Origin of the sequence: Streptococcus mitis (assembly GCF_013305725.1) — a bacterium.
In the GTDB taxonomy this organism is placed as follows: domain Bacteria; phylum Bacillota; class Bacilli; order Lactobacillales; family Streptococcaceae; genus Streptococcus; species Streptococcus mitis_BO.
Map to the genome: position 1 here is coordinate 1600163 of NZ_CP047883.1, position 24803 is coordinate 1624965.

The following is a 24803-nucleotide window of genomic DNA, read 5'->3' on the forward strand; positions in this document are numbered from 1 at the left end:
ATTTACTTGCTTCATTAAGTCACTCTCAAGCTCATTAGCTTTATTTTAAATCCCAGTCAATTAAAAGCTCTAGCTAGTTCATAACTCTAAAAATAACTATCTCTATTTTGGACAGAATAAAATAGATAGCAAGTAACATTCCTTAAAAGAGAGGGACTTTCTATCCACTTCATTCTCCCTAACTGTGCTATACTTAATTTATACTCAATGAAAATCAAAGAGCAAACTAGGAAACTAGCCGCAGGCTGTACTTGAGTACGGCAAGGCGACGTTGACGCGGTTTGAAGAGATTTTCGAAGAGTATTAGTACATTCTTTGAGATTGGAGCTAGTATGAAAATCCATAAAACTGTGAATCCTGTTGCCTATGAAAACACCTATTACCTAGAAGGTGAAAAACACCTCATCGTCGTCGATCCTGGTAGCCATTGGGAAACCATTCGTCAGACAATAGAGAACATCAACAAACCTATCTGTGCTATTCTCTTGACCCACGCTCATTATGACCATATCATGAGTCTGGACCTAGTTCGCGAGACTTTTGGCAATCCTCCTGTCTATATCGCAGAGAGTGAAGCCAGCTGGCTCTATACTCCCGTCGATAATCTCTCTGGGCTACCTCGGCACGATGATATGGCAGATGTGATCGCAAAGCCAGCTGAGCACACTTTTATCTTTCATGAGGAATATCAATTGGAGGAATTTCATTTCACCGTCTTACCAACACCAGGGCACTCTATCGGTGGTGTTTCTATCGTCTTTCCGCAAGCTCATTTGGTCTTGACAGGTGATGCTCTGTTCCGTGAAACAATCGGACGGACGGATCTTCCAACTGGTAGCATGGAACAACTCCTCCATAGTATCCAGACTCAACTCTTCACCCTACCAAACTACGATGTTTATCCAGGACATGGTCCAGCTACTACTATTGCTCACGAAAAGACCTTCAATCCTTTTTTCTAGGTAGCAAAAAACCAAGGAATTTTTATCCTTGGTTTTTGTGTACTGCTATTCAATTCTCCATTCTTTGATTTTAGAATCTAGTCTAGTATTGAATTTCATCGAACATTAGTTAGCTGGCTCAAATTCTTTCCATTCAAATTTAGCTAAATCAAGTTCATTAGAAGAAATCTCTAAGATTTTCTCTGGCTTTTGATCACCACCAATTTGAAAGATTCCTTCTTTAATCTTCTGTACTCCGTCTTTATCAAAAGCATACAGACTTAAGTTCATTTCTGGTCGTGTTGACTGCCAGTCTGCATATCTGACTTGACCGTTTTCATAAATAACTAAACTGGAACGAAAACCACCTGCAGAAGCTACATAAGCTGTATGAAGCAACTTGGGTTGTTTATTCTCTAAATAGTAAATGGCCCCTATATATTTTTTATCTCCAATAATCAATTCATCCTGACCATCATTATTTAAATCAGCAAACACATAATGAAGACTAGCTGGTTTATCGTAGGTGCTTAGTGTAAAGATATAGCCATACTCTTCAGAAAAAATTTTGTTCTGTTTCAACTTTTCATACAAGGATTCTCGGTCACCGGTACTTAAAAGAGCCTGATAGTGATTGTACCGCTCTATTACTTCCTCGTACAAATTTTTTCCTGTTTCACTTTTCTTTTCCATTGTTGTTGACGGTGTTGCCATTGAAGAACTCGTACTAGTTTGACTCTCTGACTTCGTAGAGGTTTCCTTCTGTTCCTCTTTGGTAGAAGATGATTGTCTTGCCGAAGGTTCTATTTTTTCATCTTTTTTGTTTGCGCCACAAGATGCTAAAACAAAAACAGTAAGAATGGCTGAAAGCATCATTAAAAATTTCTTCATGTTAACCTCTTTAACCCATTCTATGCAGATTTACGGATTTTAGTATTAGATTGGATTCCTTACCAAATAATGACGCGATTTTCTGGTGAACGCCACATACCGTCTCCTTCTTTGACATCATAGGTTGTAAAGAAATCATCGAAGTTTGGTACTTGTACATTGACACGGAGTTTGGCTGGTGCGTGTACATCGACACTAGCCAAAAGTTTCATAAATTCTGGACGACCTTTCATGCGCCAGATGCGACCGAAGTTGTAGAAGAATTCTTCTGCTGAGAAGTCTGCTTCTCTCTTAGCTGCTTCAAGCGCTGCAGCGATTCCTCCCAAGTCAGCCACGTTTTCTGACACAGTCAATTTACCGTTAATGGTTGCTCCATAAGAATCTTGTCCATCAAATTGGTCAATAACTTTTTGTGTTTTCTCCTTGAAGGCAGCATAGTCGCTCTCAGTCCACCAATCCTTGAGGCTACCATTTTCATCAAAGGACGCTCCGTTGGTATCAAAGGCGTGGGAAATTTCATGGGCAATAACCGCTCCGATACCCCCGTAGTTAGCAGAAGATGACTGATGCAAGTCATAGAAAGGTGCTTGTAAAATGGCCGCTGGGAAGACAATTAGGTTCTTCTGTGGATTGTAGTAGGCATTGACCATATGAGCAGGCATGCCCCATTCCTTGTAATCTACAGGCTGATTCCACTTGCTCCAACTGTGTTTGATTTCCACACGCGCAAAGGCTAGAGCATTGTCAAAAAGACTAGCAGTCTCATCCACTACCTTGTCCTTGTAGCGTTCTGGTAATTCTTCTGGGTAACCGATATAAGGCTTGATAACATTGAGTTTGACGATGGCCTTGTCACGAGTTTCTGGAGTCAGCCAGTCATTTTTAGCCAAACGTTCCTTATAGACATCAATCATAGTTGCCACTTTTTTCTCCACGTCTGCCTTAGCTTCTGGAGAGAATTTTTCATGGGCATACCAGAGACCCAAGGCTTGTTTGAAAGGACCTTGTGCTAGTTGATAAGCTGCCTTGACCTTGTCTTTAGCTTCTGGAACTCCTGAAAGCGCACGACTATAGGCACCTGACAAGACACGGATTTCTTCTGTTAAATAGCTGGTTGAGAGATTCACAACACTTAAAATTAAGGTTGCCTTGAGGAGAGGCCATGCCTCTTCACTATAGAATTGATCTGCTGCTTGCCAGAAACGTTCCTCGTCTACGATAACCTTGTCTGGTACTTGTCCAAGAACGGCTTGGAAGAAGTCATCCAAAGGTAGGGCAGGTGCGAATTTCTTGAAATCTTCGTAAGCATATGGATGGTAGAGTTTAGCATACTCTGAACTTTCTTCATTAGAGAGCACCACTGCTGCAATTCGGCGGTCCAATTCTAATCTATTCTCAAGCAAGTCTTCAATTTCTGCATCAGAGAAATCATAAGCCTTGAGGAGATTTGCGCTGCTTTCTTTCCAAAGAGTCAAGAGCTCTTCGCGCTGAGGATGGTCTTCTGCATAGTAGGTCGTATCTGGCAGGATTGTGCTTGGAGCACTTGCCCATAAAACGTTGATTCTGGCATCCATAAAGTCTGGCGATACACCAAAAGGAAGGAAGTTAGGTTTTCCTGCAAGTTCAAACTCTGCTAGTCTAGCTGTAAAATCCGCAAAAGTCTCCAATTCTTGGAATTCTTTAAGGAGTGGTAAGACAGGTGTGATACCGTCAGCTTCTCTCTTGTCAAAATCACGAACTAGGCGGTGGTATTTGACAAAGTTTGCCAAGATAGCATCCTCAGGCACCTCTTCACCTGCCAACCACTTGTCTGTTGTCGCCAACATCAAGTCTTCAATTTCTTGGTCTAAATCAACAAAACCTCCCGTTTGAGACTTATCTGCTGGGATTTCAGCTGTCTGTTGCCATTCTCCATTGATTGCATCATAAAAATCATCTTGATAACGTGTCATCTTGTTCTCGCTTTCATTTGTACTTGTTTTTAGCTTAACAAAAATTAACTGGGAATGCAATTAAAAATGAACTTTCTCTTGCCATCATTTCTCAGTTATTATTTTAATTTTTTCAAAAATTAACTTGACTTAATTTTTTTTTTAATGTATATTAAGAGACAGGAGGAATACAAGTTTATGATACGTATCGAAAACCTCAGTGTCTCCTACAAAGAAACGTTGGCACTTAAGGATATTTCACTAGTGCTCCATGGACCAACAATTACCGGTATTATTGGTCCAAACGGTGCTGGAAAATCAACATTATTAAAAGGGATGCTGGGAATTATCCCACATCAAGGTCAGGCATTTCTCGATGACAAGGAAGTTAAAAAATCCTTACATCGAATCGCCTATGTCGAACAAAAAATCAATATCGACTACAACTTTCCCATCAAGGTCAAGGAATGTGTCTCGTTAGGACTCTTTCCCTCTATCCCTCTCTTTCGAAGTTTAAAGGCTAAACATTGGAAGAAAGTGCAAGAAGCCCTTGAAATCGTCGGTCTAGCTGACTATGCTGAACGGCAAATCAGTCAACTGTCTGGAGGTCAATTCCAGCGGGTCTTGATTGCCAGATGTTTGGTGCAGGAAGCCGACTATATCCTCTTGGATGAACCCTTTGTTGGGATTGACTCTGTCAGTGAGGAAATCATCATGAATACGCTGAGAGATTTGAAAAAAGCTGGTAAGACGGTTCTCATCGTCCACCACGACCTCAGCAAGGTTCCCCACTACTTCGATCAAGTCTTGCTTGTCAATCGAGAAGTGATTGCCTTTGGTCCAACCAAAGAAACCTTTACCGAAGCCAATCTCAAAGAAGCTTACGGTAATCGACTCTTTTTCAATGGAGGTGACCTATGATTGCAGAATTTATCGATGGATTGCAAAAATTCCATTTCTTACAAAATGCCTTGATAACAGCTATTGTCGTCGGGGTCGTAGCTGGAGCTGTAGGATGTTTCATCATCCTACGCGGGATGTCACTCATGGGAGATGCCATTTCACATGCTGTCTTACCAGGTGTAGCCCTCTCCTTCATCTTGGGCGTTGACTTCTTTATCGGAGCCATTGTCTTTGGATTGCTAGCTGCCATCATCATTACCTACATCAAGGGAAACTCGATTATCAAAAGCGATACCGCCATCGGCATTACCTTTTCTTCTTTCTTAGCCCTCGGTATCATCTTGATTAGTGTCGCTAAAAGTTCAACTGACCTTTTCCATATCCTTTTTGGTAATATCCTAGCCGTCCAAGATACGGATATGTTTATTACTATGGGTGTTGGGGCAGTCATTCTCTTGTTAATCTGGATTTTCTTCAAGCAACTCTTGATAACTTCCTTTGATGAACTCTTGGCTAAAGCCATGGGAATGCCTGTCAATTTCTATCACTACCTTCTCATGGTACTCTTGACTCTCGTGTCTGTGACAGCCATGCAAAGTGTCGGAACTATCCTGATTGTAGCCATGCTGATTACCCCAGCTGCAACTGCTTATCTGTATGCTAATAGCCTGAAAAGCATGATTTTCCTTTCCTCAACCTTTGGAGCTACTGCTTCGGTTTTGGGACTCTTTATCGGCTATAGCTTTAACGTTGCGGCAGGTTCTAGTATCGTGCTTACAGCTGCTAGTTTCTTTCTCATTAGCTTCTTTATCGCTCCAAAACAACGATATTTGAAACTGAAAAATAAACATTTGTTAAAATAAGGGGCAAAACCCCAATAAATTGGAGGATCTAATGAAAAAATTAGGTACATTACTCGTTCTCTTTCTTTCCGTCATTGCTCTTGTAGCATGTACTAGTGGAAAAAAAGATGCAGCTTCTGGTCAAAAACTAAAAGTTGTTGCTACAAACTCAATCATCGCTGATATTACTAAAAATATTGCTGGTGACAAGATTGATCTTCACAGTATCGTTCCTGTTGGTCAAGACCCACATGAATACGAACCACTCCCTGAAGACGTTAAGAAAACTTCTCAAGCTGATTTGATTTTCTATAACGGGATCAACCTTGAAACAGGTGGTAATGCTTGGTTTACAAAATTGGTAGAAAATGCCAAGAAAACTGAAAACAAAGACTACTTTGCAGTCAGCGAAGGCGTTGATGTTATCTACCTTGAAGGTCAAAATGAAAAAGGTAAAGAAGACCCACACGCTTGGCTTAACCTTGAAAACGGGATGATCTTTGCTAAAAATATCGCAAAACAATTGAGCGCTAAAGACCCTAGCAACAAGGAATTCTACGAAAAAAATCTTAAAGAATATACTGATAAGCTAGACAAACTTGACAAGGAAGCTAAAGAGAAATTTAACAACATCCCTGCTGAGAAGAAATTGATCGTAACCAGCGAAGGATGCTTCAAATACTTCTCTAAAGCCTACGGCGTTCCAAGTGCCTATATCTGGGAAATCAACACAGAAGAAGAAGGAACTCCTGAACAAATCAAAACCTTGGTTGAAAAACTTCGCCAAACAAAAGTTCCTTCACTCTTTGTAGAATCAAGTGTGGATGACCGTCCAATGAAGACTGTTTCACAAGACACAAACATCCCAATCTACGCTCAAATCTTTACTGACTCTATCGCAGAACAAGGTAAAGAAGGCGACAGCTACTACAACATGATGAAATACAACCTTGATAAGATTGCTGAAGGATTGGCAAAATAATACTCTTCGAAAATCTCTTCAAACCACGTCAGCGTCGCCTTGCCGTACTCAAGTACAGCCTGTGGCTAGCTTCCTAGTTTGCTCTTTGATTTTCATTGAGTATAAGCCTCTGAAAAACGTCATTCTCACATGAGCTGGCGTTTTTTCTATGCACACATTTCCGGTCAAATCATTGGAAAATTCCGGCTGTTTCAGCTAAAATGGAAGAAAAAAGATTGGAATATCCTATGGTAACTTTTCTCGGAAATCCTGTGAGCTTTACAGGTAAACAACTACAAGTCGGCGACAAGGCACTTGATTTTTTACTCATTACAACAGACCTTTCTAAAAAATCTCTGGCTGATTTTGATGGGAAGAAAAAAGTCTTGAGTGTCGTGCCTTCTATCGATACAGGTATCTGCTCAACTCAAACGCGTCGTTTTAATGAAGAACTGGCTGGACTGGATAATACGGTTGTCTTGACTGTTTCCATGGACCTCCCTTTTGCCCAAAAACGTTGGTGCGGTGCTGAAGGTATTGAAAATGCCATCATGCTCTCAGACTATTTCGACCATTCCTTTGGACGTGATTATGCCCTCTTAATCAATGAGTGGCACTTATTGGCACGCGCAGTCTTTGTCCTCGATACTGACAATACTATTCGCTACGTTGAATACGTGGACAATATCAACTCTGAACCAAACTTCGAAGCCGCAATTGCAGCTGCTAAAGAACTAAATTAGAAGCCATTGTGGCAGATAGCTAGAGAAATCTAGCTTTTTTTGATATACTAGATAAAGATATTAGACAAGAGGAAACGAATGACCCCGAATAAAGAAGATTATCTAAAGTGTATTTATGAAATTGGCATAGATTTGCATAAGATTACCAACAAGGAAATTGCTGCCCGCATGCAAGTCTCTCCCCCTGCCGTAACTGAAATGATTAAACGGATGAAGAGTGAAAATCTCATCCTCAAGGACAAGGAATGTGGATATCTACTGACGGACCTTGGACTCAAACTGGTCTCAGAGCTCTACCGTAAGCATCGCTTGATTGAAGTTTTTCTAGTCCATCATTTAGACTATACAAGTGACCAGATTCACGAGGAAGCTGAGGTCTTGGAGCATACTGTCTCTGAGCTATTCGTGGAGAGACTAGAAAAATTACTTGGATTCCCCAAGACCTGCCCTCACGGAGGAACTATTCCTGCCAAGGGAGAACTCTTAGTTGAAATCAATAACCTCCCACTAGCTGATATCAAGGAAGCTGGCGCCTACCGCCTGACTCGGGTGCATGATAGTTTTGACATTCTCAATTATTTGGATAAGCACTCACTTCACATCGGTGACCATATCCAAGTCCAGCAGTTTGATGGCTTCAGCAATACCTTCACTATCCTTAGTAAAGACGAGGATTTACAAGTAAGTATGGACATTGCCAAACAACTCTATGTCGAAAAAATCGACTAATTTCTCAAGTACCCCAACCACCCCTGAAAATTTTATTTTCAGGGTTTTATTTCTATCATTTGATTTTACTTTCATTTAGTTGTATAATATTTGTTAAAAAAAGAAAGATATCTTAATATATGAAAAAATCACTAAAAATTTTTGCTACATCTAAATGGTTTGACCTCTTCGGGGTTGCTTTGGTCGTTGGGATTGCGATTGCATCTGGTTACCTCAACTCCCGTCTCGACAAATTCGTAGACTGGGGACCATGGACTGCCCTTGTACCCTTTGGATTGATTTCCGTAACTAACGTTGGGATTTCCATGTTATCCACTCGTTTCACAGGAAAATTAAGCAAATGGGGAAATTACTTTGGTATTGTCAATACGATCTTATCTGGTACCATTGATTATATCCTTGGAAATAAGGCGGCCATCATTACCTATCCCGTCACCTTCCTCATTTATACCTTTGCTATTAAGAAATGGGAAGCTTCGCAAGAAGGCAGACCCAACCAAATGAGCCAAAAACAGGTAAAATTGGCAGCCATCATCATTTCCATCATCGCCTTCCTCTTTGCCTTTGTGACCAACTATATCGGCTATGGAGGAAAGATGAATCTCCTTGCCTACGTAACAACTATTGCCTTTGCACTGTCTCTCATTGCCAACGCTTTTAACGCATTGAAACTAACAACCCAGTGGGGCTTTTGGTTGATTTACAATTTCGTTCAGCTGACAAAAGCTGGTATTCAAGGGAATTTTGCCAATATCGGAAAATACATCTTTTATATCCTCAATGCAATCGGAGCTTTATTTGTCTGGAATGATGAAGAGGTGGAACAATAAGAGGGAAATCAAATAAAGAAATCTAACAGAATCTCCTTACTAAAATTTTTATCATTTTAGTTGTAACTCCCATTCTTTTGGAGTAGAATGAAAATAGATAAAAGAGGGAGGTCTTGTCATGAAAAAACTCTTTAGAATCCATTTTACAGCAATTGCAGTCATCGATTTGCTACTATTCGCATTTTTTAGCAAAAAACCCGAGACATCTTTGGAGTGGCTCTTGCTCTCTGGTTTTATTTTCCTCCTTGCTCAGGGACTACTGCTGTTTCGCTTGGCTGTCCAACTCAAACATCAATTCGCTGAGATTTATCCTCAAATCAATAAAAAGATTCGCTTCTACTATTTAGGGGTTCTCACCATTGATTTTCTATTTTTTGTCCTTTTAACCTTCGTTAGTTCTCAGCGTTTTCCCTCTCTTATGCCAATCATCACTGCTTGCCATTCTACTTTTTATTATATGACAACTGGCCACCTAAGAGAAAACTATCCAGACTTTTACGACAAACATATCTCTTTATGGGAGTGTCTCTAAGGAAAAGGAGCTTTTGGCATGAAAAAAATCATCTACACCAAGACCATTGAGCTCCTTGTCATTGATGGAATTATGCTTGTATTTTTGACATTTAAAGGGGGGCTTACTTGGGACTGGATTTTGATTTATAGCGGTTGGCTCATTTTCTTTCATCCTGTGCTATTGACCTATCTTTCCAACCAACTTTGTGACCACTTTAGTCAACTCTATTCACAGATTAGACCAAGATTCCGGCGTTTTTCCTTACAAATCCTTCTATGGGATAGCCTGATAATTCTCTCCTTGATATGTTTAAGTGGTATGCCACTTCTCCTTCTGGGAACTCTCCTAATCCTAGGACACCTCATCCCTTCCTATCGCATAAGCCAAATCCTGAAACAAGATTTCCCCAAGGCCTATCAAGAACCGATTTCTTTTTGGAGTATTTTATGATAGATGAGAAAAACCAAGCCGGCTGGGCTTGGTCTTTCTTATCTATTTTTAGTATCAAGGATAATGGTGACTGGTCCGTCATTGACCAGCTCAACTTGCATATCCGCTCCAAAAATGCCTGTCTGAACGGGCACTTCTTGCGCTAATTTTTGATTGAAAGCATCATAGAAGTCTGATGCCATATCAGGCTTAGCTGCCCCTGTAAAGGCTGGACGATTGCCTTTCTTAGTATCCGCAAAGAGGGTAAACTGAGAAATGGAGAGGATTTCTCCTTCAATATCCTTAACAGACAGGTTCATCTTGCCTTCTGCGTCTGAAAAAATCCGCATGTTGACCAATTTTCTCACAGCATAGTCCAAATCTTCCTCTTGATCCTCTGGTCCAACACCAACCAGCAATAGGAGCCCCTGATTGATTTTTCCCTGAATCTGACCTTGAATACTCACTTGGGCTTTTGTAACCCGTTGGATAATGATTTTCATAATAGCCTTTCTAGTAAGAGCTAGGGCAATTAACCGTTAGTCCGTTTGACAGAGTAAACTTCTGGCACACTCTTAATCTTGTCCACGACCGTGGTCAGCGTCGAGAGGTTGGCAATGCCAAAGGACACATGGATATTAGCAAACTTCATATCCTTGGTTGGTTGGGCATTGACCGTTGAAATATTCTTGGTTGTGTTTGATAGAACTTGCAACACATCGTTCAACAGTCCTGTACGGTTGAGACCATAGATATCGACATGGGCCATATACTCCTTATTTGAGTTTGAATACTGGTCTTCCCACTCCACATCAAGGAGACGTTGCTCGTAGTTTTCTTGGGCGCGCAGGTTCATACAGTCCACACGGTGAATAGCCACACCACGACCCTTGGTAATGTAGCCGACAATATCGTCACCAGGAACAGGATTACAACACTTGGCAATCCGCACTAGGAGACCTGAGGCACCTTCAATGACCACTCCACCCTCATGCTTAACCTTGAGGGTTTCTTTGTTTTCAACCTTGACTTCGCCACCTTTGACAAGTTCTTCTGCCTCCGCCTTGGCCTTGGCACGTTCTTCTTCACGGCGTTCCTTTTCAGTCAGACGGTTAAAGACAGTAATAGCACCGATTTCGCCAAAACCAATGGCGGCAAAGAGAGATTCTTCTGTCTTGTAGCTGGTCTTTTGCAGAACTTGGTCCATATGACGCTTGTCCATGAATTTATTGGCCACATAGCCATTTTCTTGGAACTGAGCCATCAGCATTTCACGACCCTTGTTGACAGACAATTCCTTATCTTGATTTTTAAAGAACTGACGGATCTTGTTGCGGGCCTTGCTGGTCTTGACCATATTGAGCCAGTCACGGCTAGGTCCAAAGGAGTTCGGGTTGGTGACAATTTCAACCTGATCCCCTGTCTTGAGCTTAGTTGTCAGAGGAACCATACGGCCATTGACCTTGGCACCCGTCGCTTTTTCACCGACTTTTGTATGGATTTCGTAGGCAAAGTCAATCGGTCCTGAATCTTTTGGAAGGGAACGGACAGCTCCATCTGGGGTAAAGACGTAAATCTCCTCAGCCAGATAGTTTTCCTTAACTGAATCCACAAATTCCTTAGCATCATCAGCCTGGTCTTGGAGCTCCATCATCTCCTTGATCCAGTTCATCCCAATAGCAGATTCCTTGCTGTTAACCTGCCCCTTGATGCCCTTCTTATAAGCCCAGTGAGCTGCAACCCCGTACTCAGCCACCTCATGCATTTCCTTGGTCCGAATCTGGAACTCAATCGGCCCTTTTGGCCCATAAACAGTCGTATGGATAGACTGGTAGCCATTGGCCTTGCGGTTAGCGATATAGTCTTTGAAACGACCTGGCATTGGTTTCCAAAGTTCATGCACATAACCAAGCATGGCATAAACATCACTTTGGGTATCCAAAATACAACGAATGGCAATCAGGTCATAGATTTCCTCAAAACGTTTTCTCTTATCCTGCATTTTGCGGAAAATCGAGTAAATATGCTTGGGACGACCGTAAATCTTCCCATTTAGATGACGATCTGTCGTATATTCCTCTAATTTTGTGACCACCTCATCCACCAAGGCTTCACGCTCTCTGCGTTTTTCCTTCATCATATGGGTAATCTTGTAAAACTCCGTTGGGTTGAGATAACGGAAAGATAAGTCTTCCAATTCCCATTTGACGCTAGAAATCCCCAGACGGTGAGCAAGAGGTGCATAGATTTCCATAGTTTCTTTGGAAATACGCTCCTGCTTGTCTTTTCGAAGGTGTTTCAGGGTCCGCATATTGTGCAAGCGGTCAGACAGTTTGACCAAAATAACGCGGATGTCCTCAGACATAGCCATAAGCATCTTGCGATGATTTTCCGCTAATTGTTCCTCGATTGATTTGTACTCGACCTTACCAAGCTTGGTAACCCCATCAACGATTACCCGCACATCAGGGCCAAACTCTCTCTCCAAATCATCCAAGGTCGCATCTGTATCTTCTACCACATCATGCAAGAAACCACAGGCAACCGTTACGGCATCTAGCTTAAGTTTGGCTAAAATCCCTGCCACTTGGATAGGGTGAATAATATAAGGTTCACCTGATTTACGATATTGACCACTATGGCATTCAACGGCGTAAATCAAGGCTTTATGTACAAAAGCAACATCTTCTTTTGATAAATATTTTTGCGTTAAAGCGACAACCTCATCGCCCGTCAAATTCACTTCTTTCGGCATCTCTACTCTCCAATTCTTCCTACCATTTTATCACTTTTTTAAGAATATGAAAACTAGAAAATTCCTACTCAATCAATATCTGTATCAAAAACACTGCCAGATTTCTAGCAGTGTTTTGAGTTTTATTTATCTTAGTAAACTGTTCTTTCAGTTTCTACATCGAAGAAGTGGGCTTTGTTCAAGTCAAATCCAAGTTCAACTGTTGCACCTGTTTGCAAGTAGTCACGAGCATCAACTTTAGCAACGAATTCATCTTTACCAACTTGGCAGTAAAGGTGGGATTCTGAACCAAGCAATTCTGATACAGAGATAGTAGCTTTTACAACTGAATCTGGGAATGTTTCAAGGAAAGCAGGTTCTGCATTCACATCTTCTGGACGGATACCGAAGATTAATTCTTTACCTTCGTAGCCTTTTTCACGAAGAACTTTCAATGCTCCTTCTGGAACTTTCAAACGGAAACCATCAGAAACAATTTCGCTTCCAACCAATTTCACATTAATGAAGTTCATAGCTGGGCTTCCAATGAATCCTGCAACGAATTTGTTAACTGGGTTTTTGTAAACTTCTTGAGGAGAACCGATTTGTTCTACACGTCCGATAGTACCTGTACCAGCAGGGTTCTTAGTTGCTGACATGATAACGATACGGTCTGCAAGTGTCATCGCTTCTGTTTGGTCGTGAGTTACGTAGATAGTTGTAGCCCCGATACGACGGTGGATTTTAGCGATTTCAGCACGCATTGATACACGAAGTTTGGCATCCAAGTTTGACAAAGGCTCGTCCATCAAGAATACTTTTGCGTCACGGACGATCGCACGACCCATGGCAACACGTTGACGTTGACCACCTGAAAGGTCAGCTGGCTTACGTTCCAAGAATTCTTTCAAGCCAAGGATTTCAGCTGCTTCTTGCACACGTTTGTCGATGTCTTCTTTGCTGTATTTACGCAATTTCAAACCGAAAGCCATGTTGTCATAAACAGTCATGTGTGGGTAAAGAGCGTAGTTTTGGAATACCATGGCGATGTCACGGTCTTTTGGAGCTACGTCGTTGACAACCACGCCATCGATAGATGCAGTTCCTTCTGTAATATCTTCAAGACCTGCGATCATACGAAGAGTTGTTGATTTACCACATCCTGAAGGACCTACGAAAACGATAAATTCTTTGTCTTTAATGTCCAAGTTGAAGTCTTCAACTGAGTAGTGTTCGCTGTTTGGATATTTTTTGTAAATATTTTTAAGATTCAATTCTACCATGAGGTGAACTCCTTTTGTCTTTTGATAGTTTTATTATAGATGAAAACGCTTTATTTTTCTATGGCAAGGTGAACAAAAAAATAAAAAAGTTCTGTGCAACTTGCACAAAACTTTATAAAATATCTGGTAAAATCAATTGATAACACAGGGTCAGGTCAGTCAATTCCTTCAACTGAAGCCCTGTCAATTCTTCCCATTTATCAATCTTGTATTGAAGAGAGTTACGGTGCAGATAGAGTTGCTGGGCTGTTTTAGTAAGAACAGCACTGTTTTCCCAAAGGGAGAGAATGATTTCCTGAATCTGATCCTGGTCCAAAATCATCTGGTGCAGACATTCCTTGATTGCCTTCAAGTCCACGAGTCTTTCTCCTATACTCCAAAGATAGAGCTGAGAAAAAGTATGAACACCTTGGTGCCCCTGACGCCACCAAGTCTTAAACAAATCCCGTTCCGCTTTGATTAAGTCTGATAGGGCTTGATTTCCTGTCTGAGACCAAACCTGTCCTAACATGATAGATAGACGCAGCCCAAAGTCATACTCAACCGCTTCAATCGTATCACTTAAAATAGCTCGTACAGAGGTGTATTTGTCTTGCTGAAGCACGAAAACATAATCCTGAGCTCCGACCTGAAGCACTGTCTGACAGTTAGGAAAAAGAGTTCGCATCATGTCTAACCAAGAGGCTAGATTTTCCTGCTGAAAATAGGAAAGATGACAATAAACCAACTGAATCTTTTTAAAAGCTTGTGGTGCCTGTCCCTTCCCCTCAACCAGATAAGAATACCAAGGATTGAGCGAACGAGCCTGCTCCTGCTGGGTTAAAAGGGCAACCAACTGCTTTTCACGCTCGCTGAGCCTAGCTTCCTCCAGCAAAATCCACTGCTGAGAAGCTAAAGGGAGAGTGAGATAGCCCTCTTTCTCTACTGGTTGGTCTGAAATCTGAGCCTCAGGAAACCAGTCTTGTAATTCTTTTGCCATCATGTCCTAGCCTTCCACTTTTTGGATGCACCACGAAATCAAGCTCTCAAGACGTTCCAGATTTTCAGTCATATGGAGATAGCCCATGACTGCTTCAAAACCTGTGGACATACGGTAAGTCACCACATCAGCATTTTTGGCCTTGGTGTGACTATTGGTATTGCGACCACGTTTGTAGATTTCTTCTTCTTTTTCCGTTAGGACCTGCTCCTCCAACATGAGGGAAATCAAACGAGCCTGAGCTTTGGCCGACACATACTTGGTCGCTTCTTGGTGGAGTTTATTGGGCTTGGTCATGCCTTTAAGAATGAGGTGACGGCGAATATACATAGAATACACCGCATCTCCTTCAAAAGCTAACGCAATTCCGTTAATGAGATTGACATCAATCACGTGTCCACCTCACTCCATCCTTGGTGTCAAGGAGTTTAATCCCTTGAGCAGCCAATTGGTCACGGATCTGGTCCGCTGTCGCAAAGTCACGATTGGCACGCGCTTCTTGGCGTTTTTGAATCAAGGATTCGATCTCAGCGTCCAAAACTTCCTCAATAAAGACAATTCCAAAGACTTCCAACATATCTGCAAGAGCTTGCTTGACACTTGTATCATAGTTGCCTGAATTGATCCATTTGGCCATTTCAAAGACTACTGTAATACCGTTGGCAGAGTTGAAATCCTCATCCATAGCAGCTACAAACTTATCTTTAAAGGCCTGTAACTCTTGAGCATCTACAGTTCCAGTAAATGGTTGCTCATAGGTGTTTTTCAGATACTTGAGATTGGTCTCTGCATCACGCACTGCCTTTTCCGTAAAGTTGATAGGCTTACGGTAATGTTGTGTCGCAAAGAAGAATCGAAGCACTTGCCCATCAAGAGTTTTAAGGGCATCATGTACGGTGATAAAGTTACCCAAGGACTTGGACATCTTGACATTATCGATATTGACAAAGCCATTGTGCATCCAGTAGTTGGCAAATGTCTTACCTGTTTTGGCTTCTGACTGGGCAATTTCATTGGTATGGTGAGGAAACTCTAGGTCAGCTCCACCACCGTGAATATCAATGGTGTCGCCCAAAATCTCTGTCGACATGACTGAACACTCGATGTGCCAGCCTGGACGACCAGGTCCCCAAGGACTGTCCCAAGAAATCTCGCCTGATTTGGCAGATTTCCAGAGGGCAAAGTCTACAGGATTTTCCTTACGAGCTGTTTCTTCATCGGTACGACCTGAAGCACCCAGCTCCAAGTCTTCCAAGGTTTTATTTGCTAATTTAGCATAGTTGTGGGATTTTTCCACACGGAAGTAAACATCCCCTTGGCTCTCATAGGCAAAACCTTTTTCAATCAAGTCTTCCACAAAACGGATGATGTCAATCATAAACTCCACTACACGCGGATGGCGAGTCGCAGGTTTGACGCCCAAGGCCGTCACATCCTCACGAAAGGCAGCGATGTACTTGTCCGCAACCTCCTGAGGCGTAATACCTTCTTCCTTGGCACGGTTGATAATCTTATCATCCACATCCGTAAAATTGGAAATATAGGCAACCTCATACCCACGGTACTCAAAATAACGACGAATGGTATCAAAAGCCACCGTCGAACGGGCATTCCCCACGTGGATATAGTTATACACGGTTGGCCCACAAACATACATCTTGACTTTGCCGTCCTCAATCGGGACAAACTCTCGCAAATCACGAGACATGGTATCGTAAATTTTAATCATGTGGTCCACTCCCTTCTCTATTTCTGACTTTTTCGGCTGAAAACCAGCTCTGCAAAAGGACCAAATTGTCTGAGGCTATCCAGTTGGTAAAAGCGCTGCCCTTCCTCTTGGGTAAATAGGGGAACCCCCTTTCCTAGGATAATGGGCGCTATCTGAATAATGAGGTGGTCAAAAAGATCCGCATCCAAGAGCGGTCCTACTAAGGAATTACCACCAATCACAAAGACATTTTTGCCTTTGTCAATCTGGCGAACAAAGTCCACCACATCCCCAGCTACTGGCTGGTAATTGCTGACAGGCAGGTTTCTATCATGCGTAAAGACATAGTTTTCCGTAGCTTGATAAAAACTTTCTACATCTTGCAAATCTTGGATTTCCTCAAAGGTCCGCTTGCCCATGATGGTGATATCCATTTGCCTGTAAAAGTCATCATAGCCTGTATCCTCTACAGAACCAAGCTGATGCAACCAGTCTATCCTGTGCTGGCTGTCTGCCAAGTAGCCATCCATGGTGATACAGCCGTAAAAATATACTGCCATTCTTGTAGTTTCCTTTCTAGTTCTGCTTCGCCTTCACTTAGCGGGATAGCCCCAGATGATTAGACCTAAGCTAATCAAAGTATTCAGCAAAATCCTTACTGGACAAGAAAAATAAGCCAGACAACAGCAATACCAATCTGCAGCAGAAAGGTTCATTCTTAAACATTCAAGCGCCTCTCCCGTCTACTTCCGGTTCAAGCTGTCATAGATTTTAATCATAAAAGAATAGTCAGGAAAACTAAAATCCGAGAACAGTTAGTTTCATCACTAAGAGTTTAATTGAATTTCAGTCCGAATGTCTCCACACTTCGGAATCCCTTGCTCCTTTCTCATTCAGATAAACCACCTGAGTCTGTTTGACAAAGCCAATTTTTTCATACAAACGTTTGGCACCTACATTGCTATCTTCCACGGCAATCTGAAATTCCTTATCATTTTGCTCAATTAGTTGGTTGACAAGGGATTTTGCTAAATAGCTTCCATAGCCTTTCCCACGTTCAAGTTCTGATATTGCTAAACCGTAGAAGTAATTCGTATTAGTCGATAAATCTACCGTGCAAGTTCCAATAACCTGACCGTCTTTTAACAAAATATATAAGCGACTTTCTGGATCCTTCAGAGCTTCAGCGACATATCTATCCACAATCTCTCTAGATTCATGTTCCTCTGAAAATGCCTGAAATTTTAACTGACTAATTTGATTTTGATACGAACTATCTGCTAACAAAACTTCAAGATTAGAAACCTTTGATAACGGATAAGGTCTTCTATCCTTACCTAACCAGGTTTCTGTCTCTTCATCCTCGACCAATCCCCAGTTGCTGACAAAATCAGGATAACGGTCTAGAAAAATACGCTCTGTCTGAAAAGTCACAGACTCAATTGGATAAGATGCCGCTTCTTTCTCAAAACTTCTATACAAAGCCCGCGCAATTCCCTGACGGCGATGATCTGGATGAACCAGTATCGTCACTTCCACATCTTGGTCATCTGCATAGACAGTTAATAAACCAACAAGTTCGCCTTTTTCATAATAAAGGAAAAAGGCGGGCATGTTTGGGTCAAAATTAAGCATGTTAGAGAGATAGGGATCACGATAGGTACCATCATAGTTTTGGCAACAGTTAATTAGTTTTTTCGCCTCAGATAGCTCCTCTTGGCTTAACTTGTTTCTTGCTTGAATCATATAGGTACCCTCTACAAACCAGACGATCTGTGACTGGCTTCTTTAGCCTGCTCGAGTTTATTGACGTAGTACTCTCGTTTTTCTTCGACTTCGTGGATCGTCGGTTCGTCCTTCTGTCCATGAACTCGGACAATCTTGGCCGGAATACCGACAACCGTCACATCACTAGGTACATCTGCAACAACTACTGCTGCAGCACCGACCTTGGCATTTGCACCAATTTCTACAGGACCAATAACTTGGGCATGGGCAGATATAAGCGCTCCTTTGCGAACGGTAGGATGGCGTTTGCCACAGTCTTTCCCTGTTCCCCCAAGAGTCACCCCATGATAGAGGAGAACTCCCGTCTCAACGATAGCTGTCTCTCCAATCACCAGACCAGAACCGTGGTCGATAAAGACACCTGAATCAATCTGGGCACCTGGATGAATCTCAATCTGAGTCCAAAAGCGCCAGAACTGACTGTGCATACGAGCCAGGAGTTTGAAGCCATGCTTCCAGAGAAAATGCGAGAGACGGTGGGCCGCCAAGGCCTTGACACCTGGATAAGTCAGCAAAACCTCCAAAGTGGTGCGGGCCGCTGGATCATTTTCTTTTACGATATCAATGGTTTCGCGCCACCATCCCATACATTTCTCCTTTTCTTATTCTGAATCTTTTGGTGTTTCTGTAAATTCTTTCTTAGGTTTGTGGTCCTTGTGATGACGTGGGCGGTGAGGTCGCTCAGACTTTTCGCCTTTTTCATCACGTTCAGGTTTTGGTGGACGAGGAAGAAGGGCTTTCATAGAAGCATCCACACGTCCTTTTTCATCAATCTTGATAACCTTAACATCAACTTCATCCCCGATTGCTACCAAGTCTTCGACATTATTGGTACGCGTCCAAGCCATCTCCGAGATATGAACAAGGGCATCTGTCTTATCAAAGAGGTTAACAAAGGCACCAAATTTCTCGATACGAACGACTTTAGCACGGTAAACTTCGTCCACTTTGGCTTCACGGACCAAACCAGCAATAATTTCTTTAGCACGGTTAATAGCATCTTGATCGCTAGAGTAGATAGATACATTTCCTTCTTCGTCGATATCAATCTTAACGCCTGTTTCAGCGATAATCTTGTCGATGGTTTCTCCACCCTTACCGATGACAATCTTGATCTTGTCCACATCAATCTTGATGGTATCAATTTTCGGAGCAGTTGGAGCCAATTCTGGACGAACTTCTGGAATGGTTGCTTCAATCACATCAAGGATTTCAAAACGAGCTTTCTTGGCTTGAGCAAGAGCTTCAGTCAAGATTTCTGCAGTGATCCCTTGAATCTTGATATCCATTTGTAGGGCTGTAATCCCATCACGAGTACCTGCAACCTTAAAGTCCATATCTCCAAAGTGATCTTCCAAACCTTGGATATCTGTCAAGACTGTATAGTTGTTTCCATCTGAAATCAGACCCATGGCAATACCAGCTACTGGCGCCTTGATTGGCACACCACCAGCCATAAGGGCAAGAGTTCCAGCACAGATAGAAGCCTGAGATGAAGAACCATTTGATTCCAAGACCTCAGCCACCAAGCGGATAGCATATGGGAATTCTTCCAAGCTTGGCAAGACTTGAGCCAGGGCACGCTCACCGAGAGCACCGTGACCGATTTCACGACGACCTGGCGCACCGTAGCGTCCAGTTTCCCCTACAGAGTATTGAGGGAAGTTATAGTGGTGCATAAAGCGTTTCTTATACTCTGGATCCAAACCATCAATAATTTGAGTTTCTCCCATCGGAGCCAAAGTCAAGACAGAAAGGGCCTGAGTTTGTCCACGAGTGAAGAGACCAGAGCCGTGCACACGAGGAAGGAAGTCAACAACCGCATCCAAAGGACGGATTTCATCGACCTTACGACCATCAGGACGCACCTTGTCTTCTGTAATCAAACGGCGCACTTCAGCGTGTTCCATTTGTTCCAAGATTTCAGCCACATCACGCATGATACGGTCAAATTCTTCGTGGTCCGCATATTTTTCTTCGTAAACTGCAGTCACTTGGTCCTTAACTGCTTGAGTTGCAGCTTCACGAGCCAATTTTTCTTCTACTTGAACTGCCTTTTGGAGGTCGCTGTTGTAGGCTGCGATAATTTCAGCTTGCAAGTCAGCGTCCACATGAAGCAATTCTACTTCTGCTTTTTCTTCACCAACAGCTGCAACGACTTCTTCTTGGAAGGCAATCAATTCTTTAACTGCTTCGTGCCCTTTAAGGAGAGCTTCCAACATGATTTCTTCTGACAATTCTTTAGCACCAGACTCTACCATGTTGATGGCGTGTTTGGTACCAGCTACTGTCAATTCAAGAAGAGAACGCTCTGCTTGTTCTTGACTTGGGTTGATGATGATTTGGCCATCTACATAACCCACTTGGACACCAGCGATTGGACCGTCAAATGGAATGTCTGAGATAGAAAGCGCTAAAGAAGAACCAAACATAGCTGCCATAGGTGCAGAGGCATTTTCATCATAAGAAAGCACGGTGTTGATAACTTGTACTTCATTACGGAAACCTTCCGCAAACATTGGTCGGATTGGACGGTCAATCAAACGCGCTGTCAAAGTCGCATCCGTTGAAGGACGTCCTTCACGTTTCATAAAGCCACCAGGAAACTTCCCAGCTGCATACATTTTTTCTTCGTAGTTGACTTGAAGTGGGAAGAAATCCCCAGTTGCCATTTTCTTAGACATAACGGCAGCAGTCAAGACAGTTGACTCACCGTAACGTACAACAACAGAGCCATTTGCCTGCTTAGCAACCTGACCAGTCTCTACAATTAACTCACGACCCGCAAAAGTCGTTTGAAACACTTGTTTTGTCATTTTAATCCCCTTTGGATTGATAATATTATACGTCTTGCCTACAAAGATCAAGATACCAAGGACGTCAAAAGCAAAGTAAAAATAGGAAACTGACGAAGTCTTCGATGAAGACAAGACAGTTTATCTTTTTTACACAGCTTTTCGGCCGGGTTCAATTACACAAGATAGCATTCGATTGACGCAGTGTGCGATGCACATCAGAAAATCTATCTTTTTCACTAGGGATTTAGCCCTTGTTCAACTATCTAGATACTTTGAAAAGTTTAAAAATATTATTCTTTAGTATTTTTCCTTTTTATATCAGATTTGAATAGTTAAAAATCTGTTTATACCCTCATCTTTGTATCAAGTACGTACAGAGTCTATTTTATCATATTTTTCTTAAAAAGTGCGGTCTTTACCATTAAAAAGGAACCATTCCCCTCACCTGAGAAGAATGGTTTGCTTTTTATTATCCTAGAGACTGATGATTAAACAAGGCATGAGTTGCTTGGTGGATGTATTTTGCTGTTTCAGCATTGTTCATAGTGTAGAGATGCACACCGGCAACATCCTGAGTTACCAAGTCCACGATTTGGTCCACTGCATAGGCAAGTCCTGCTGCTCTGAGCGACTCAGGGTCATGCTCATACTTGTCTAAGATGGCTTTAAATTTGCGTGGAAGATGGATATTCTCACAAGTCTTCAAGAGGCGGAGAGCCTGATTTCGATTCAGAATTGGCATAATCCCTGCATGAATAGGAACATCAATCCCAGCCAAAATGCATTTATCTTGGAAATCATAGAAGCGCTCATTGTCAAAGAAAAGCTGAGTTACGAGGCTCGAACAGCCTGCATCCACTTTCTTCTTAAGATTTTGAATATCTGAAATCTGATTTGGTGAATCTGGATGTCCTTCTGGATAGCAAGCACCAACAATATCAAAGTGAGGAGCTTGCTCCTTGATGAACTCAATCAAGTCAGTTGCGTAGCGGAAATCCTTTTGTGGTTCCACATCAGGGATGATATCCCCACGAAGAGCCAAGATTTTCTGTACCCCAACCTTGTCCAAGTCAGCAAGAGTCTCAGCAACCTTTTCCTTGGTCAAATAGATAGCTGGCAAGTGAGCAATAGTCGGAATCGCCAAGTCATTTTGGATAAAGTCAGCCAAACGAACCGTCGTTTCCTTGATATTAAATTTATTATTGCTGGCAGTTACACTGATAAAGTGAGGGGCCAACTCCTGCATGTCCTGCAAGGCTGAAATAATTTTATCATTACCCACTTCTGGGTTTGGAGGGAACACTTCAAATGAGAGTGACGGTGTTTGGCGTGACATAGTCATTATCCTTTTCTAGTTGATTTTTTCGTTAGCTGGATTCCTAGAATCCAAGTGAAACAGGCAGATTGACCAAACAGCGCTTCTAGAGAAATCCTTATCTTACAATTTCTCACGCGCAGCTTTAGCTGCTTCAACAAGGCGGATCAAGCTTTCTTTTGTTTCTGGAATACCACGTGTTTTCAAACCACAGTCAGGGTTGATCCAAACTTTCTTGCTTGGCACTTTAGCAAGGATGGCTTCGATTGTGTGGTCGATTTCGCCTTCATTTGGCACACGAGGAGAGTGGATATCGTAAACCCCAGGTCCCACTTCTGTTTGGAAGTTTTTCGCTTTGAGTTCGTCCAAGATTTCAAGATTTGAACGGCTAGCCTCAAACGAGATAACGTCCGCATCCAAGTTATCGATAGCTGGGATGATATCTGTAAATTCTGAGTAACACATGTGAGTGTGGATTTGTGTGTCTGGTGCTACTGTTGAGTGTACCAAGCGGAAGGCAGGAATTGCCCAGTCAAGGTAGTCTTCGTACCAGTCGCTACGACGGAGTGGCAATTTTTCACGAAGAGCAGCTTCGTCGATTTGGATGATTTTCACACCAGCAGCTTCAAGGTCAAGCACTTCATCCTTGATAGCAAGAGCGATTTGAAGAGTAGAATCCTTGATAGAGATGTCTTCACGTGGGAATGACCAGTTGAGGATGGTAACAGGTCCAGTCAACATACCTTTAACAGGTTTGTTTGTACGGCTTTGTGCATAGCTAGACCATTTAACAGTGATAGGGTTAAGACGAGTGACATCACCCCAGATGATTGGTGGTTTAACCCCACGCATACCGTATGATTGTACCCAACCATTTTTAGAGAAGAGGTAACCTGACAAGTTTTGTCCGAAGTACTCAACCATGTCATTACGCTCAAATTCACCGTGAACAAGGACATCAAAATCGATATCTTCTTGCCATTTGATCCATTCATCGATCGTTTCAGCAAGGAAAGCGTCATACTCTTCTTGAGACAATTCACCTTTACGGTAAGCCAAACGTTTAGCACGAACTTCTTTTGTTTGAGGGAATGAACCGATAGTTGTTGTTGGAAGAGCTGGAAGTTTGAAAGCTTCTTCTTGGATGGCTTCACGTTCTGCAAAGGCTGGCAAACGAGTGTAGTCAGCGTCTGTCAAACCAGCGATGCGCGCACGAAGTTCTGCATTTTCACCAACACGCTCAGTCGCAAAGAGTTCTTTGTTAGCTGCAAGAGCTTCTGCTCCTTGACCGTTGCGGATAGCATCCAAATCACGGATTTCGTCTAATTTTTCAACTGCGAAGGCAAAGTGGTTCAAGATAGCTGGTTCAAATTCTTCATTAGCTGTTGTAAATGGCACATGAAGAAGTGAGCATGAGCTTGTCAATACGATGTTTTCAGCTGGGATTTGCTCAAGAATAGCCAAACTCTTTTCGTAGTTGTTACGCCAGATGTTTTTACCATTGACAATACCTGCATAGAGAGTCTTGTCAGCTGGGAAACCACCTTTAACGAGTTCAAGAGTTTTCTTACCTTCAACGAAGTCAAGACCGATAGCATCAACTGGCAAGTTTACAAGGTCAGCGTAGACATCACGAACGTCACCAAAGTAAGTTTGAAGCAAGACTTCAAGACCTTTTTTATCAGCCAAAAGTTTGTTGTAGAGATTCAAGAAGAGAGTTTTTTCTTCGGCTGTCAAGTCTTTTACAAGAGCAGCTTCATCCAATTGGATGCGAGTTGCACCAAGTTCAGCCAATTTAGCAAAAACTTCTTGGTAAGCAGCAACTAAGCTGTCTACGAAGTCTTCTGCTTTCACACCTTCTTCAAAGTCTGACAATTGAAGGAAAGTGAATGGTCCTACAAGGACTGGACGAGTGTTCAATCCAAGCTCTTTTGCTTCTTGGAACTCATCGAAAATCTTGTGACCAGCCAATTTTACTTGAGTGTCTTTTTCAAATTTAGGAACGATGTAGTGGTAGTTGGTGTTGAACCATTTCTTCATTGGAAGGGCGCGAACGTCTCCTTTTTCTCCTTGGTAACCACGACCCAAAGCGAAGTAGCGCTCAAGGTCAGACAAGTCCAAGTTTTGAACTGAAGCAGGTACCACGTTGAAAAGGAAAGCTGCATCTAGGAAGTTGTCATAGTGAGAAAAATCATTTGATGGAATTTCAGTGATTCCTTTTTCTTTGATGATGTTCCAGTGTTTAGCACGCAAGTCTTTTGCGGCTGCCAAGAGTTCTTCTTCTGAGATTTCTTTTCTAAAGTATTTTTCAGTTGTAAATTTTAATTCGCGGAATTCGCCCAAACGAGGGAAACCGATGATTGTAGTTGACATGATGTGTCCTCCAAAATTTGTTGTTGAAACTATCTTAACAGAAAAGGAATCATCTGTATAATTGTAAAAAATTAGGCTTTGATATAGTTTGAAACTATATCTCTGTTTTAA

23 protein-coding genes are annotated in these 24803 nt (G+C 42.2%); 9 read left to right on the forward strand and 14 right to left on the reverse strand.

The window, feature by feature from the left end:
• Positions 1–332 precede the first annotated feature (332 nt).
• On the forward strand, positions 333–962 hold the full coding sequence (locus M594_RS07795; RefSeq protein WP_173876432.1) for an MBL fold metallo-hydrolase: 630 nt from the start codon (positions 333–335) through the stop codon (positions 960–962).
• Positions 963–1067: 105 nt separating this feature from the next.
• On the opposite strand, the gene M594_RS07800 is transcribed toward M594_RS07795, so the two are convergent.
• Together M594_RS07800 and pepO are read right to left on the reverse strand one after the other, a co-directional pair.
• On the reverse strand, positions 1068–1832 hold the full coding sequence (locus tag M594_RS07800; RefSeq protein WP_173876434.1) for a lipoprotein: 765 nt from the start codon (positions 1830–1832) through the stop codon (positions 1068–1070).
• Between the two features lie 59 nt (positions 1833–1891).
• Positions 1892–3784, reverse strand: a complete 1893-nt coding sequence (gene pepO / locus M594_RS07805; RefSeq protein WP_173876435.1) for an endopeptidase PepO — start codon at positions 3782–3784, stop codon at positions 1892–1894.
• Between the two features lie 177 nt (positions 3785–3961).
• Here pepO and M594_RS07810 point away from each other — a divergent pair, with 177 nt between their 5' ends.
• The 8 genes from M594_RS07810 (at position 3962) to M594_RS07845 (ending at position 9735) form a co-directional block, all read left to right on the forward strand.
• Positions 3962–4684 (forward strand): metal ABC transporter ATP-binding protein, encoded by a 723-nt coding sequence (locus M594_RS07810; protein ID WP_000619146.1) that lies wholly within the window; start codon positions 3962–3964, stop codon positions 4682–4684.
• On the forward strand, positions 4681–5529 hold the full coding sequence (locus tag M594_RS07815; RefSeq protein WP_033682180.1) for a metal ABC transporter permease: 849 nt from the start codon (positions 4681–4683) through the stop codon (positions 5527–5529). The genes M594_RS07810 and M594_RS07815 overlap by 4 nt, the downstream gene beginning before the upstream one ends.
• A 31-nt stretch (positions 5530–5560) precedes the next feature.
• Positions 5561–6490, forward strand: a complete 930-nt coding sequence (gene psaA / locus M594_RS07820; protein ID WP_173876436.1) for a metal ABC transporter substrate-binding lipoprotein/adhesin PsaA — start codon at positions 5561–5563, stop codon at positions 6488–6490.
• 227 nt (positions 6491–6717) lie between these two features.
• Positions 6718–7212, forward strand: a complete 495-nt coding sequence (gene tpx / locus M594_RS07825) for a thiol peroxidase (RefSeq protein ID WP_173876437.1) — start codon at positions 6718–6720, stop codon at positions 7210–7212.
• Between the two features lie 78 nt (positions 7213–7290).
• Entirely contained in the window at positions 7291–7941 is a 651-nt protein-coding gene (locus M594_RS07830) for a metal-dependent transcriptional regulator (RefSeq protein ID WP_173876438.1), read from the forward strand.
• Positions 7942–8060: 119 nt separating this feature from the next.
• On the forward strand, positions 8061–8771 hold the full coding sequence (locus M594_RS07835) for a nicotinamide mononucleotide transporter (RefSeq protein WP_000749116.1): 711 nt from the start codon (positions 8061–8063) through the stop codon (positions 8769–8771).
• A 118-nt stretch (positions 8772–8889) separates the two neighbouring features.
• A complete protein-coding gene (locus tag M594_RS07840; RefSeq protein WP_173876439.1) occupies positions 8890–9303 on the forward strand; it encodes a hypothetical protein in 414 nt (137 codons plus the stop codon).
• Between the two features lie 18 nt (positions 9304–9321).
• The gene (locus M594_RS07845) at positions 9322–9735 is read left to right on the forward strand and encodes a hypothetical protein (protein WP_173876440.1); all 414 of its coding nucleotides are present in this window, start codon (positions 9322–9324) and stop codon (positions 9733–9735) included.
• A gap of 38 nt (positions 9736–9773) precedes the next feature.
• On the opposite strand, the gene dtd is transcribed toward M594_RS07845, so the two are convergent.
• The 12 genes from dtd to metE all read right to left on the reverse strand — a co-directional run bounded on the left by dtd (position 9774) and on the right by metE (position 24692).
• On the reverse strand, positions 9774–10217 hold the full coding sequence (gene dtd, locus M594_RS07850) for a D-aminoacyl-tRNA deacylase (protein WP_173876441.1): 444 nt from the start codon (positions 10215–10217) through the stop codon (positions 9774–9776).
• Between the two features lie 29 nt (positions 10218–10246).
• A complete protein-coding gene (locus M594_RS07855; RefSeq protein ID WP_173876442.1) occupies positions 10247–12469 on the reverse strand; it encodes a RelA/SpoT family protein in 2223 nt (740 codons plus the stop codon).
• A 131-nt stretch (positions 12470–12600) separates the two neighbouring features.
• Complete coding sequence (locus M594_RS07860; protein WP_173876443.1) at positions 12601–13731, reverse strand: ABC transporter ATP-binding protein; 1131 nt, start codon at positions 13729–13731, stop codon at positions 12601–12603.
• A gap of 112 nt (positions 13732–13843) precedes the next feature.
• Positions 13844–14713 carry a helix-turn-helix domain-containing protein gene (locus tag M594_RS07865; RefSeq protein WP_173876444.1) on the reverse strand — a complete coding sequence of 290 codons (870 nt, stop codon included), beginning with the start codon at positions 14711–14713 and terminating at the stop codon, positions 13844–13846.
• 3 nt (positions 14714–14716) lie between these two features.
• The gene (locus M594_RS07870; RefSeq protein WP_000567927.1) at positions 14717–15103 is read right to left on the reverse strand and encodes a Mini-ribonuclease 3; all 387 of its coding nucleotides are present in this window, start codon (positions 15101–15103) and stop codon (positions 14717–14719) included.
• Positions 15096–16439, reverse strand: a complete 1344-nt coding sequence (cysS, locus tag M594_RS07875; RefSeq protein ID WP_173876445.1) for a cysteine--tRNA ligase — start codon at positions 16437–16439, stop codon at positions 15096–15098. Before cysS ends, M594_RS07870 begins: the two co-directional genes overlap by 8 nt.
• 17 nt (positions 16440–16456) lie before the next feature.
• Entirely contained in the window at positions 16457–16978 is a 522-nt protein-coding gene (locus M594_RS07880; RefSeq protein ID WP_173876446.1) for a dihydrofolate reductase family protein, read from the reverse strand.
• Between the two features lie 286 nt (positions 16979–17264).
• Positions 17265–18164: a GNAT family N-acetyltransferase gene (locus tag M594_RS07885; RefSeq protein ID WP_173876447.1), complete on the reverse strand. Its 900-nt coding sequence runs from the start codon at positions 18162–18164 to the stop codon at positions 17265–17267.
• 11 nt (positions 18165–18175) lie between these two features.
• Positions 18176–18793, reverse strand: coding sequence for a serine O-acetyltransferase (gene cysE / locus M594_RS07890; protein ID WP_136937444.1), 618 nt, complete (start codon positions 18791–18793; stop codon positions 18176–18178).
• A gap of 15 nt (positions 18794–18808) precedes the next feature.
• Positions 18809–21022: a polyribonucleotide nucleotidyltransferase gene (gene pnp / locus M594_RS07895; protein ID WP_173876449.1), complete on the reverse strand. Its 2214-nt coding sequence runs from the start codon at positions 21020–21022 to the stop codon at positions 18809–18811.
• A gap of 451 nt (positions 21023–21473) precedes the next feature.
• Positions 21474–22340: a methylenetetrahydrofolate reductase [NAD(P)H] gene (gene metF, locus M594_RS07900; protein WP_125455061.1), complete on the reverse strand. Its 867-nt coding sequence runs from the start codon at positions 22338–22340 to the stop codon at positions 21474–21476.
• Positions 22341–22442: 102 nt separating this feature from the next.
• Complete coding sequence (gene metE, locus M594_RS07905; protein WP_125455060.1) at positions 22443–24692, reverse strand: 5-methyltetrahydropteroyltriglutamate--homocysteine S-methyltransferase; 2250 nt, start codon at positions 24690–24692, stop codon at positions 22443–22445.
• Positions 24693–24803 lie beyond the last annotated feature (111 nt).